Source organism: Rathayibacter sp. AY1A5, assembly GCF_002930875.1.
GTDB lineage: Bacteria > Actinomycetota > Actinomycetes > Actinomycetales > Microbacteriaceae > Rathayibacter.
On the sequence record NZ_PSTM01000003.1, the window covers coordinates 67,262 to 79,807 of the forward strand.

Consider the following 12,546-nt stretch of genomic DNA (forward strand, 5'->3'; position numbering starts at 1 on the left):
TGAGCCCGACCCCGACCACCTCCGGAAGCCAGGACCCCATGTTCGAATCCGTCAGCGTCCTCCTCGCCGAGCACGAGGACCTGCAGACGCAGCTCTCCGACCCGGCCCTCCACGCCGATGCCGCCCGCGCCAAGAAGGTCAACCGGCGCTACGCGGAGCTGAGCCAGATCAAGTCGGCCCACTCCGCCTGGATCCAGGCCGGCGAGGACCTCGAGGCCGCGCGCGAGCTCGCCCGCGAGGACGAGGCCTTCGCGGAGGAGGTCCCCGAGCTGGAGGAGTCGCTGCGGGTGGCGCAGGAGAAGCTGCGGCGCCTGCTCATCCCGCGCGACCCCGACGACGGCCGCGACGTCATCATGGAGATCAAGGGCGGCGAGGGCGGAGCCGAGAGCGCGCTGTTCGCAGCCGACCTCCTCCGGATGTACCTCCACTACGCCGAGGCGAAGGGCTGGAAGACGGAGATCCTGGACCGCGACGAGTCCGACCTCGGCGGCTACAAGAACGTGCAGGTCGCGATCAAGAGCAACGCCACCGATCCCTCGCAGGGCGTGTGGGCGCACCTCAAGTACGAGGGCGGCGTGCACCGGGTGCAGCGCGTCCCCGTGACCGAGTCGCAGGGGCGGATCCACACCTCGACCACGGGCGTGCTCGTGTTCCCCGAGGTGGACGCGCCCGAGGAGGTCGCGATCAACCAGAACGACCTGAAGATCGACGTCTACCGCTCCTCCGGTCCCGGCGGGCAGTCCGTCAACACGACCGACTCCGCCGTGCGGATCACCCACCTCCCGACCGGCATCGTCGTGTCGATGCAGAACGAGAAGAGCCAGCTGCAGAACCGCGAGGCGGGCATGCGCGTGCTGCGCGCCCGCATCCTGGCCCGCCAGCAGGAGGAGATCGCCGCGGCGGCCTCGGACGCGCGCAAGACGCAGATCCGCACGATGGACCGCTCCGAGCGCATCCGGACCTACAACTTCCCCGAGAACCGCATCGCCGACCACCGCACCGGCTACAAGGCGTACAACCTCGACGGAGTGATGAACGGCGCGCTCGACCCGGTGGTGGAGAGCGCCATCCAGGCCGACGAGGAGGCCCGCCTGGCCGACATCGGCTCCGAGGAGGCGTGACCCTCGTGACCACCGGCGTCGACGCGCGCACCCTCCTCGCGGACGCGGTCGCCCGCCTCGCCGCCGCCCGCGTCCCCACACCGGACGTCGACGCGGAGCTGCTTCTCGGGCACCTGCTCGGGCTCGGCCGCGGCCGGCTGCAGGCGCGCCTCATCACGGGGCTGACCGTCGACGACGAGCACGCCGCGGCGTTCGCGAGCGCGATCGAGCGCCGGTCGGCTCGCGAGCCGCTGCAGCACATCACCGGGATCGCACCGTTCCGCTCGCTCGAGCTCGCGGTCGGACCCGGCGTGTTCGTGCCGCGACCCGAGACCGAGGGCGTCGCGCAGATCGCGATCGACGCGCTCCGTGCGGTCGTCGACCCGGAGCCGATCGCCGTCGACCTCGGCACGGGCAGCGGAGCCCTGGCGCTCGCGCTCGCGCATGAGGTGCCGCACGCGCGAGTGATCGGCGTGGAGAACGCTCCCGAGGCGTTCATCTGGGCCCGCGGCAACCGCGAGCGGCTCGGGCTCGAGAACGCCCGCATCGTCTTCGACGACCTCGCCCGCGCACTTCCCGAGCTGGACGGCACCGTCTCGGTCGTCGTCTCGAACCCGCCCTACATCCCGGCCGCCGCCGTCCCGCGCGACCCGGAGGTGCGCCTGTTCGACCCGCCCTCGGCGCTCTACGGCGGCGAGGACGGCCTGGACGTCGTCCGCTCGCTCTCGGCGACCGCCCTCCGCCTGCTCCGCTCCGGGGGAGTGCTGGTGATGGAGCACGGCGAGCTGCAGGGCGCCGAGATCCGCGCCCTGCTCACCGCCGACGGGTGGCGCGGAGCGACCACGCAGCGCGACCTCACCGGCCGCGACCGCGCGACGGTGGCGGTGCGCTGACGCGTCGCGGAGCTCTGCTAGCGTCAGCGGCGATCCGGTGGCCGCACCGGGCAGGCAGGCTCGGGAGGCTCGCATCGCCGCCGCACGCGATCGGCCGCGCCGTGGGCTCCGCCGCCCGCTGCTGATCGTCCTGGCCGTCGTGGTGGTCGCGGCCCTCGTCGTGGTCGCCGTGCGGCTCCTCGAGCGGAGCGACGGAACTGCTCCCGTGGCCTGCGCGCCGTCGTCCGCCTCCGCGTCGCCCGCGCCTGCGATCGGCTCGGTCGACGACTACCTGGGCGGCCGGTCCTACCTCCGCGGCGTGAACGTGTTCGACCTGCAGTCGCGCGTCGACGTCGGAGTCGACTGCACCGCCGGGAATCCGGCCGAGAGCTACGAGTTCCTCGCGGACCGCGGACTCACCCTGGTCCGGCTCGCGGTGCCCTGGTCGCTCCTGCAGCCGCAGGCCGACGGGGAGAGCACCGACGACGCTCTGGCGAAGGGGCTCGATCCGGCGGCGGTCGCGCTGCTCCGGACCGAGATCGCCGCCATCGGCGCCGCCGGCATGCGCGTCGTGCTCGACCTGCACAACAACGGCACCTATCCGGCGAGCCAGGGCGATCTGCCCGAGGGGACCGTCTGGTTCGGATCCGGGCTCTCGGTATCCCAGGCGCAGAGGGTCTGGACTCTGCTCGCGGCGGAGTTCCAGGACGACGGACGCATCGCCGCCTACGACCTCTTCAACGAGGTGAAGCGAGCGCTGGTCCCCGTCGAGACCTACAAGGCCTACACCCAGGCCGTGGTGTCGGCCGTCCGGGGAACCGGCGATCGGCACACGATCTGGGTCGAGGGGATGCGGGAGGCGTCGACGGGCACGGTCGCCGCGATCGCACCCGACGGGCCGTGGATCCAGGACCCGCTGGACCGGACCGTGTACTCGCAGCACTTCTACCCCGGCGGCACGGGCACGACCCTGCGCTCGGACAAGCAGGGCGGCACCGACGAGCATGTCTTCGTGGCGGCGGTGACGACCTTCGGGCAGTGGTGCCGCCGGTACGGGGTGCACTGCTCGGTCGGGGAGGTCGGCTGGCCCAGCGATCAGAGCCTCTCTCTCACCGCGGGCGGCGCGGGCTCCTGGACGGACGTCGGCGAAGCCTTCTACACGGCACCGACTGGCTGTTCCCGCTGATCGAGAACGACGAGCCTCTGGTGGTGGTCGCCGTGGGCGGCACGCCGGAGTCCTCGGCCAAAGCGGCGGAGGCGGTCGCCGCCCGCACGTCCCGGATGACCTGGCTCGCGTACGACGGATTCGACCAGCAGTGGCACGGCATCGGCGAGGAGCGGCCGCTCGCCGAGTCGCTCGCCCGTGCCGATCTCGTCCTGGTCGGGATGGGCATGCCCCGCCAGGAGCGCTGGATCCTGGAGAACCGGGACCTCGCCCCGCGGGCGGCGTTCGCGAACGTGGGGGGGGCTGCCTCGACTACATCGCCGGCACGCAGGCGCTCGCCCCGCGGTGGATGGGCGCCCTGGGCGTGGAGTGGCTGTTCCGCCTGGCGCGCGACCCGCGCCGGCTCGCGGCCCGCTACCTCCTCGAGCCGCTGCAGCTGCTCCGCATCGTCCTGTCCGGCCGGTCCCGCGCGAAGCGGACGCCCGGCCCGTGCGACTCTCCGCGGCCCTCCGGCCGGGTGTCGACCGGAGTCGGTCCGCACTGATCCCCGCCGGCGGGCCGCCTCAGGCCTGAGCGGAGTACTTCTCCTCGGTGGCGGCCTTCGCGGGGCGCCACCAGTCCTCGTTGGCGCGGTACCAGTCGATGGTGGCGGCGAGTCCGGCGTCGAAGTCGGTGTAGCGGGGGCGCCAGTCGAGTTCGGTGCGCAGGCGGGTGGAGTCGATGGCGTAGCGGAGGTCGTGTCCGGCGCGGTCGGTGACGTGGTCGAAGGCGTCCTCGGGTTGTCCGAAGGCGGTGAGGATGCGGGTGACGACGTCGAGGTTGCTCTTCTCGCCGTCGGCGCCGATGAGGTAGGTCTCGCCGATCTCGCCGCGGTCGATGATGGCCCAGACGCCGGTGTTGTGGTCGTCGACGTGGATCCAGTCGCGGACGTTGGCGCCGGTGCCGTAGAGCTTGGGGCGGATGCCGTCGATGGCGTTGGTGATCTGGCGGGGGATGAACTTCTCGACGTGCTGGTAGGGGCCGTAGTTGTTGGAGCAGTTGGAGATCGTGGCGCGCACGCCGAAGGAGCGCACCCAGGCGCGCACGAGGAGGTCGCTGGCGGCTTTGGTCGAGGAGTAGGGGCTGGAGGGGTTGTAGGGGGTGTGCTCGGTGAAGCGCGCGGGGTCCTCGAGCTCGAGGTCGCCGTACACCTCGTCCGTCGAGATGTGGTGGTACCGCACGTCGTGCGCGCGCACCGCCTGCAGGAGCGCGAAGGTGCCGATGACGTTCGTCGCGAGGAAGGGCGTCGGGTCGTGCAGGGAGTTGTCGTTGTGCGACTCCGCGGCGAAATGGACCACCAGATCCGCATCAGCGACCAGCCGGTCCACCAGCTCGGCGTCGGCGACGTCGCCCTCGACCAGCCGCACGCGGTCGGCGACGGGGGCGAGGGAGTCGCGGCTGCCCGCGTAGGTGAGCTTGTCGAGCACGGTGATCCGTGCGTCGGGACGCTCGCGCAGGGTGAGGTGGACGAAGTTGCTGCCGATGAAGCCGGCACCGCCGGTGACGAGGATCCGCACGGGTTCTCCTGGAGGTCGGGAAGGTCGGGGGAGGCCGGGCTCAGCGGCCCGCGTTCACGCCTTCGAGGCTGAGCAGGCGGTGGAGGTAGGCGCCGTATCCGCTCTTGACCAGCGGTGCGGCGAGCTCGGCGAGGCGGGCGTCGTCGATCCAGGAGTTGCGCCAGGCGATCTCCTCGATGCAGCCGATCTTGAATCCCTGCCTCTGCTCGATCACGCGCACGAACTCCGTCGCCTCGATCATGGAATCGAAGGTCCCGGTGTCGAGCCAGGCCGTTCCCCGGTCGAGCACCTGGACGTTCAGCCGCCCCGCCTCGAGGTAGCGCTCGTTGATCGTCGAGATCTCGAGCTCGCCGCGGGCCGAGGGCGTGATCGTCTTCGCGATCGCCACGACGTCGTTGTCGTAGAAGTAGAGGCCGGGCACGGCGTAGTTGCTGCGCGGCTGCTCGGGCTTCTCCTCGATGGAGACGGCTCGGAAGTGCTCGTCGAACTCGACGACCCCGTAGGCGCGCGGGTCGGCGACCTGGTAGGCGAAGATGACGGCGCCCTCGATCGTGGTGTTCGCCGCGAGGGCGGTGCCCAGGGCGGTGCCGTGGAAGATGTTGTCGCCCAGGACCAGGGCGACCGACTCGTCGCCGATGAACTCCTCGCCGATCAGGAACGCCTGCGCGAGCCCGTCGGGGGAGGGCTGCACGGCGTACTCGATCCGCATGCCCAGGCTCGACCCGTCGCCCAGCAGGGCGCGGAACTGGTCGTTGTACTCGGGGGTCGTGATCACGAGGACCTCGTCGATCCCGGCCATCATCAGCGTCGACAACGGGTAGTAGATCATCGGCTTGTCGTAGATCGGCATCAGCTGCTTCGAGATGCCCTTGGTGATCGGCCACAACCGCGACCCCGAACCACCCGCGAGGACGATGCCCCTCATCGGAGCAGCCCCGGGTGAGGAGCGGCGGCGGGGGTCCGCTGCACCGCCGAGGGGAGCGTGAAGATCTGCGGGGAGAGGGTCACGGAGCCGACTCTATCGGCGGCGCCTCGGTGCCTCCGCATGCCGGTGCAGCGGGCGCGGAACCCGTGGCGGGGACTGACGGTCGAGCGACCGCTGCCGACGCGATCCGACTCCGTGAGCGGCGCGCACGCCGCCTCCGCGTCCGTATCGCGCCTCCCACTCGGAGGCCGCCGGGCACGGGGATAACTTCTCCGACGTCCGCGGCTCCGCCTGCCGCGACGGAGAGAGGTACCGCCCTGTGCACGAGGTCATCGACCAGCGGGACTCCGCGCTCCTCCCGTCTCCCGGTCCCTGCCGCCGATCCCCCCTGACGGGGGGAGTCCGCCCGTGCTGACCATCGGGATCGTCGCCCTCGACGCCTGGCACGCGGCTCCGCTCGAGCGCGCCTGGCGCCGCCAGGGGCACCGCGTGGTCGTGGTGACCGGTGACCCGGAGGGGTTCAGCGGGGCGGAGCTCCGCCCCAGCGTGCTCGCCCGCTTCCTCGAGCCCGCCGGCCGGAGGGGCGCCGGGTCCGTCGGGCTCGCCGTCGTCACGCGCCGGGCCCGCCGACTGCTCGCCCCGGAGCGGCCCGACCTCGTGGTGGCTCTCCCGGGGACGGCCGTGGAGCTCGCCGGGCTCGCTCCGACGACCGTCCTCCTGGCCGACGACCTCCCGGCACTCCCGCGCCTCCGGTTCGAGGAGGAGCGCCGCGGTGCTGTCGTCGTCACCCCGACGGAGCGGCTCGCGTCAGCCCTCGCGGGAACGGTCGTGCCCCTGGGCCTGCCGGACGCGTCGTTCCCGACGCCGTCCGCCCCCGACGGGCCCCTCCGCTTCGCCGCCGTGGGAGCCTCCGGTCTCGACGGGGGCACCGAGCGGCTCGATCTCCTCGCCCGGCTGGACGGCACCGAGTACGTCACCGTGATCGACGACGGCGGCGGGATCTCCGACGACCTCGCATCGGGGCTGCGCTCCGTCGGCGAGCAGGACCGCGACGGCGTCGTCGAGGTGCTCCGCCACTCCCACGCGTACGCCCATCTGACGCCGTCGACGACCGGCGCGGCCGCCGGACTCGACGCGCTGGCGAGCGGGCTGCCGGTCCTCGCGATCGAGTCGAGCGTCCTGGCCGATCTCTGCGCGGCGGGGGCGGGCGTGGTCCTCTCCGACGACGCGACGCGCGAGGAGTACGAGGACGCCCTCCGCCGGCTCCGACGCGAGTGGACGGCTCTCTCCCGGGGGGCCTCCGAGCTCGCGCGGGAGCGCTCGTGGTCCGTCGCGGCCGAGGAGATCCTCGCCCTCGCGGAGGGACGCGTCCGTGTCGCCTGAACCGGTCCCGACTGTCGGCGCCTCCGCCGACGCGATGCTGCCGAACGCCGTCGCCCTGCGCCTGGCCGCCGTGCTGGTGCAGTACACCCTGCGGACGCACGGCGTCCGCAGCCTCGTGGTGAAGGGCGAGGGTCTGCACCGCCAGGGGATCCGCGCCCCGATGAGGTCGGCCGACGTCGACATCTGGGTCGACCCCGAGCGCTTCGACGAGGCTCTCGGGCTGCTCGCCTCGATGGGCTGGCGCCGCCGCGCCGAGGCTCTCAGCTGGACGCTCTTCGTCGACCACTCGATCACGCTCGTCCACCCCTCGTGGCCGTGCGACGTCGACGTCCACCGCTCCTTCCCGGGTGCCTTCGAGGAGGAGCGGATCGTCTTCGACCGCCTCTGGGCGGCCGCCGAGGATCTGCCGCTGAGCGACGAGACCCTGCGGATCCCCGGGCGCGCGCACCACCTCGTGCTGCACGCCCTGCACCAGCTGCGCAGCGCGCGCTCCGCCTCGGCGACCACGGCGCTGGCGGTTCTGAAGGCGCACGCCGCCGGCCTTCCGAGCGAGGAGCGCGAGGCGATCCGCGACGCGGCCGTCGAGCTCGGCGCGCAGACGCCGATGACGGAGCTCCTCACCTCCTGGGGAGTCCCCGCCGCGCCTGAGGAGCGCTACCGGCACGCCCAGACTCTCTGGGACGTGCGCCGCAGCTCCGACCGGCACACCTTCAACTGGCTGCACGCCGTGGCGTCCGCTCCCTGGCGCCTGAAGGGAGGCCTGCTGCTGAGAGCCGCCTTCCCCACCCGCGCGGATCTCGAGGCGAGCCATCCCGAGGCGACGACGATCCGACGTCGGCTCCGGCTCCGGGGGGAGCGGACCCTGCGGGCGCTCCGAGGCCTCCCCTCCGCCCTCACCGGTTTCGCCAGGGTGGCGCTGAGCGGCCGCAGCGAGGAGCAGGGCCCGGCGTCCTCGTTCGATGCGATCGCGGCGACCACGGCGCCGGTGAGCGACCTCCCGGCCTCGTCCGATCCCGCGGCGAGCGCCGTGCATCCGGTGGAGGCCTCCGCCGGGGCGCAGGGTGGCAGCGCGCCGCCGGCCCAGCGCTTCGCCGTCGAGCGCACGGACCGTCAGGTCTACGTGCTCGACCTGTCCCGCCCGTCGGTGCCCCCGATCGTGCTCTCGCTGAGCGCCGCCTCGGTCTTCGAGGCCGTGATCCGGCAGCGCCGACCCCGGGACGAGGTCGTCGACCTCCTCGCCGATCACTACGATGTCGACCGCGGGACGATGGGCCGCGACGTCGACGCCGTCCTGGCCGAACTCGACGTCCGCTTCCCGGGCGCGGTTCCCGACGGGGCGCTCTCATGAGGGCCGCCCGTTCCCGATCCCTGCGGATCCTGCACGTCCTCGACTCCTTCGAGGACGGCGGAGCGCAGCGTGTGGCCCTCTCCCTGGGCGCGTGGAGCCGCGAGCACGGCTGCGAGACCGCCTACTGGGGGCGTCCCGGGCCGCTCAGCGACCGCGCCGCGCAGGAGTCGCCCGTCTTCGTGGTGCCGAGACCGAGACAGGGCTTCGCCGCCGATTTCCGCGGCCTCGCTCTCGCCGTCCGCCGGTTCCGCCCGCACATCCTGCACGCCCACCAGCGCCGCGAGGCTCTGCTGGCCCTCCTCATCGGCGCCGCGCTCGGTGTCCCCGTGGTCGAGCACGCGCACACCGAGCTGCCCGGGATCGACAGGCGAGCGCTCTCCTTCCGCTCCCGGCGGGTGTTCGCCGTCTCCGCCTCCGTGGGGCGGATGGTCGTCGAGGGCTACGGCCGCCCGCAGGATCGCGTCGTGGTCACCGGCAACGCCCCGGCGAACGTCACCGCGGAGCCCGCGAGCGCGCCGGAACTCGCCGAGCCGGTCGTCCGCGTCCTCGGCATCGGGCGGCTCGCGGAGCAGAAGGACCCGGTCCGCTTCCTCGCGGCCGTCGAGGCCCTCGCCCGGGTCCGGCCCGTCACCGGCACCTGGCTCGGCAACGGTCCGATGCTGCCGGTGCTGCGCGAGCGCGCCCGGGGAGCCGGAGTGGTCGACTTCGCCGGTCCGTCGGCGGACGTGACCGGAGCGCTGGACGCGGCGCACCTCCTCCTGTCGACCTCGCGGTGGGAGGGGACTCCGCTCGTGATGCTGGAGGCGATGGCCCGCCGTCGCCCGGTCGTGGCGACCGACGTCGGCGGTGTGGGCGAGCTGCTCGCCGACGGTCGGGGCCTCCTGCTCCCCGCCGACGCCGACGGGGAGCGGATCGCCGAGCTCCTCGCCGCCGCTCTGGAGCGACCCGAGGGGCTCCTGATGCAGGCCGACCGCGCGAAGGCGTGGGTGGACGAGGCCGCCTCACCCGACGCCGTCTTCGGACCCGTCGTCGCCGCCTACCGCGAGCTCGGGGGCCGACGGTGAGCGGGGGCGTGCACTCGGTGACCGTCGTGGCTCCCTGCTACAACGCGATCGCCCGGCTCGACGGCTTCCTCGCGCGGCTCGCACTCACTCTCGGACCGGGGATGCGGGTCGTCCTCGTCGACGACGCGTCCTCGGACGGCACGGCGGAGGTGCTCGAGAAGTGGGCCGAGGGACGCGAGGACGCCCGGGTCCTGCTCCTCGAGCAGAACGGCGGCGTCGCTGCCGCCCGGAACCGCGCCCTCGACGGCATCGACTCCGAGTTCGTCTGGTTCGTGGACGTCGACGACGAATGGGACACGGAGATCCTCCGGACCCTCACCGCCGAGGCCGAGCGGACGGCGGCCGACGTCGTCGTCTGCCGGGCGCTCTACCGCACCCGGCAGTCGACCTCCGGACGCGTGATCGACGGGCTCGACCGGCGCGAACTGGTCTCGTCCGAACTCGCTCTCGAGCGGATGGCGTCCGGGCGCCTGCACGGCTTCCTCTGGAACAAGCTCTTCCGCCGCGCCGTCCTGCAGGAGGAGCTCTTCCCGCGCTTGAGCTCCCAGTCCGACTTCGTCGGCGTGCTGCGGGCGGTCCAGGCGTCGGAACGGGTGCTCTTCGTGCCGGAGATCCTCTACTCCTACGTCCACACGGCGTCCTCGATCACCCGTCGGCGCGACCCGGACCTCCGGAACCTCCTGGTCTGCGCCGAGGAGATGCGCGCGGCGCTCGCCCGAACGTTCGAGGAGGTGCCGCGCCCGCTGTCGGACTGGTTCACGACCTGGTTCTACGCCGTCCCCGTCGCGCTCACCCCGATCCGCCAGAACTCCGACGCGGCGCTCGTCGAGACCGGCGTCCGGCTCGGGTCCGAGGCGCTGCGCGACGTCCGCGTGCTCCGCTCCGCGCGGTCGCCGCGGCTGCTCGTCCTGGGGCTGGTGCTCAAGCACGTCCCCGCCGCCTTCACGGCGCTCAGCCGGATCCTCTACGCCGTGCACGACACCCGCCGCCGGCTCTCCGATCGGAGGAGCACCCGGTGGACGACGTGACCGTCCCCGTGCAGGCGGCCGCGACCGGCCCCTTCCGCACACCAGCTCCGTTCCCTCCCTCCCGCACCGACCCCCGAGGAGCACCGGCATGACCTCCTACATCACCGGCCGCATCGAGCGGATGCCGGCCAGCATCACCACGCTCGACGAGGCGGCGGAGGCCGTGCTCGAGCTGTCCCGGAGCGGCCGCGACGAGCTGGTCGTCACGCCGAACACCGACCACTTCGTGCGCTGGAAGCACTCCGGCGAGTTCCGGCGGTACTACGGCCGGGCGTCCCTCGTGGTGCTCGACGGGGCGCCTCTGGTCTGGCTGGCCCGCTCGTACGGTCACCGCACGGCGAGCCGCGTGACGGGCATCGACCTCTTCACCGAGGTCTGCCGTCGCGCGGCGCTCGAGGGCGCGCCGATCGCTCTCATCGGCGGACGCCCCGGAGTCGGCGATCGCGCAGCCGCCGAGCTGCAGCAGCGCTTCGCCGGGCTCCAGGTTCCGGTCGTCGTCTCGCCGGAGCCGGCCGAGCTCGCGGACAACGCCTACCTCGCCCGCCTCTCCTCGACTCTGCGCACGGCCGACGTCCGCATCGTCGCGCTCTGCCTCGGCTCCCCCAAGCAGGAGGAGGTTCGCGAGCGCCTGCTCGCCGTCGGCGGCACGGGAGCGGTGTGCCTCGGCGTCGGCGCCGCCGTGGACTTCCTCGCCGGCGAGATCCCGCGGGCGCCGCTCGTGGTGCAGCGCCTCGGCCTCGAGTGGGCGCACCGGCTCAGCCGGGAGCCCGGCAGGCTCTGGCGGCGCTATCTGGGCGACGCCGTGCGGGTGCTGCCGAGCGTGGTCGCGGCCCTCCGCTACCGGGTGCGCCGTGCCGTCCGCTGAGCACGCGGGCGGCGTCGCCGGCGAGAGGCCGCTGGTCCTGGTCTGGAAGCGCGCGTGGCTGCAGGACTCCGAGACGTTCGTCCGCAATCAGATGCACGGACTCGAGCGCTGGCGCGCCCTCGGAGTGGGCCTCGAGCGCACCGGCTCGGGCGTCCTCCACGACCGCACGGACATCGTCCTGCACGATCCGATCACCCCTCGCGGGCGGCGGTCCCTCCTCCTGCGGTGGCTCGGAGTGTCACGACGGCTCGACGCGATCGTCGATGAGCACCGGCCCGCCCTCATCCATGCGCACTTCCTCATCGACGCCGTCTTCATCGCGCGGTACGCACGGAGGAGGCGCCTCCCGCTCGTCGTGACGGGGCACGGCTACGACGTGACCAGCTGGCCGCTCGCGACCGGAGCTCCGCGCCTGCTCCGCCCCCTCGCCCGAGCTCACCGCGCCCTCGAGGCCCGCGCCGTCTTCCGCACCGCGCTCGCGGTGATCGGGGTCTCCCGCTTCATCACCGACGGGCTCCTGCGCCTGGGGGCGGACCCGCGGCGCACCGGAGTGGGCTACATCGGCGTCCCGACCTCCCGCCCCGAGGCCGCACCGGCTGCGGAGCGCGCGGGAATCGTCTTCGTCGGACGCCTCACCGACAAGAAGGGCGTTCCGGATCTGCTCGAGGCGGTCGCCGCCCTCCCCGGACCGATCCGCGACGTCCCCCTGACCGTCGTCGGCGACGGCCACCTGCGGGGGGCGCTCGTCGAGCAGGCGGCGCGGCTGGGCCTGCAGGTGACCTTCACCGGCTCCCTGCCCCCCGCCGAGGTCGCCCGCATCCTCGCCGGCGCCGCGGTCTTCTGCGCACCGTCGCGGACCGCGGCGACAGGCGACTCCGAGGGCTTCGGCATGGTCTTCCTCGAGGCCGCGCTCGCAGGCGTCCCTGTCGTCTCGTACCGCCACGGCGGCGTCCCGGAGGCGGTCCAGGACGGCGTCACCGGGCTGCTCGTCCCGGAGGGGGACGTGCCCGGCCTGACCGGGGCGCTCGCCGCCCTGCTCCGGGACCCGGACCGCGCGGAGCGGATGGGCGCGGAGGGGCGGGAGCGCGTGCTCGCCTCGTTCGACCTCGCCGAGCGGATCCGCGACCTCGAGGACCTCTACGACCGGGCGGCCGGCCGATCGATGCCGACGACGACGGACGGAGATCGCGGATGAGCCGCGCCGAGCACCGCGCCGACGATCCGCGACCGGGCCTCCGTC

At 73.3% G+C, this 12,546-nt stretch carries 12 protein-coding genes and 1 pseudogene; 11 read left to right on the top strand and 2 right to left on the bottom strand.

All coding sequences use genetic code 11. The annotated features are described in order from the left end of the window. Positions 1–38 precede the first annotated feature (38 nt). The 5 genes and pseudogenes from prfA to C5B98_RS02750 all read left to right on the top strand — a co-directional run bounded on the left by prfA (position 39) and on the right by C5B98_RS02750 (position 3,681). On the top strand, positions 39–1,121 hold the full coding sequence (prfA, locus tag C5B98_RS02735) for a peptide chain release factor 1 (protein ID WP_104225564.1): 1,083 nt from the start codon (positions 39–41) through the stop codon (positions 1,119–1,121). Further along, positions 1,118–1,993, top strand: coding sequence for a peptide chain release factor N(5)-glutamine methyltransferase (gene prmC, locus C5B98_RS02740; protein ID WP_104232723.1), 876 nt, complete (start codon positions 1,118–1,120; stop codon positions 1,991–1,993). Before prfA ends, prmC begins: the two co-directional genes overlap by 4 nt. Positions 1,994–2,030: 37 nt before the next feature. Then, positions 2,031–3,158: a glycoside hydrolase family 5 protein gene (locus tag C5B98_RS02745; protein WP_104327266.1), complete on the top strand. Its 1,128-nt coding sequence runs from the start codon at positions 2,031–2,033 to the stop codon at positions 3,156–3,158. 23 nt (positions 3,159–3,181) lie between these two features. Then, a pseudogene (locus C5B98_RS17445) lies at positions 3,182–3,373 on the top strand (hypothetical protein); the annotation flags it as partial. Then, positions 3,289–3,681 carry a WecB/TagA/CpsF family glycosyltransferase gene (locus tag C5B98_RS02750; protein ID WP_219812257.1) on the top strand — a complete coding sequence of 131 codons (393 nt, stop codon included), beginning with the start codon at positions 3,289–3,291 and terminating at the stop codon, positions 3,679–3,681. The pseudogene C5B98_RS17445 and the gene C5B98_RS02750, both read left to right, overlap by 85 nt. A 19-nt stretch (positions 3,682–3,700) precedes the next feature. Here C5B98_RS02750 and rfbB read toward each other — a convergent pair whose 3' ends face one another. Then, a complete protein-coding gene (rfbB, locus tag C5B98_RS02755; protein WP_104223009.1) occupies positions 3,701–4,693 on the bottom strand; it encodes a dTDP-glucose 4,6-dehydratase in 993 nt (330 codons plus the stop codon). Positions 4,694–4,733: 40 nt separating this feature from the next. Then, a complete protein-coding gene (gene rfbA / locus C5B98_RS02760; protein WP_104223010.1) occupies positions 4,734–5,618 on the bottom strand; it encodes a glucose-1-phosphate thymidylyltransferase RfbA in 885 nt (294 codons plus the stop codon). 408 nt (positions 5,619–6,026) lie between these two features. Between rfbA and C5B98_RS02765 the strand changes: the two genes are divergently transcribed. The 6 genes from C5B98_RS02765 (at position 6,027) to C5B98_RS02790 (ending at position 12,501) form a co-directional block, all read left to right on the top strand. Then, positions 6,027–7,001 carry a hypothetical protein gene (locus tag C5B98_RS02765; RefSeq protein ID WP_104327267.1) on the top strand — a complete coding sequence of 325 codons (975 nt, stop codon included), beginning with the start codon at positions 6,027–6,029 and terminating at the stop codon, positions 6,999–7,001. Next, on the top strand, positions 6,991–8,349 hold the full coding sequence (locus tag C5B98_RS02770) for a PqqD family peptide modification chaperone (RefSeq protein ID WP_104327268.1): 1,359 nt from the start codon (positions 6,991–6,993) through the stop codon (positions 8,347–8,349). The genes C5B98_RS02765 and C5B98_RS02770 overlap by 11 nt, the downstream gene beginning before the upstream one ends. Next, positions 8,346–9,413 (top strand): glycosyltransferase family 4 protein, encoded by a 1,068-nt coding sequence (locus tag C5B98_RS02775; RefSeq protein ID WP_104327269.1) that lies wholly within the window; start codon positions 8,346–8,348, stop codon positions 9,411–9,413. The genes C5B98_RS02770 and C5B98_RS02775 overlap by 4 nt, the downstream gene beginning before the upstream one ends. Before the next feature lie 8 nt (positions 9,414–9,421). Beyond that, positions 9,422–10,441, top strand: a complete 1,020-nt coding sequence (locus C5B98_RS02780) for a glycosyltransferase family 2 protein (protein ID WP_181065441.1) — start codon at positions 9,422–9,424, stop codon at positions 10,439–10,441. Between the two features lie 88 nt (positions 10,442–10,529). Continuing rightward, positions 10,530–11,306, top strand: coding sequence for a WecB/TagA/CpsF family glycosyltransferase (locus C5B98_RS02785; RefSeq protein ID WP_104327270.1), 777 nt, complete (start codon positions 10,530–10,532; stop codon positions 11,304–11,306). Then, the gene (locus C5B98_RS02790; RefSeq protein ID WP_104327271.1) at positions 11,293–12,501 is read left to right on the top strand and encodes a glycosyltransferase; all 1,209 of its coding nucleotides are present in this window, start codon (positions 11,293–11,295) and stop codon (positions 12,499–12,501) included. The genes C5B98_RS02785 and C5B98_RS02790 overlap by 14 nt, the downstream gene beginning before the upstream one ends. Positions 12,502–12,546 lie beyond the last annotated feature (45 nt).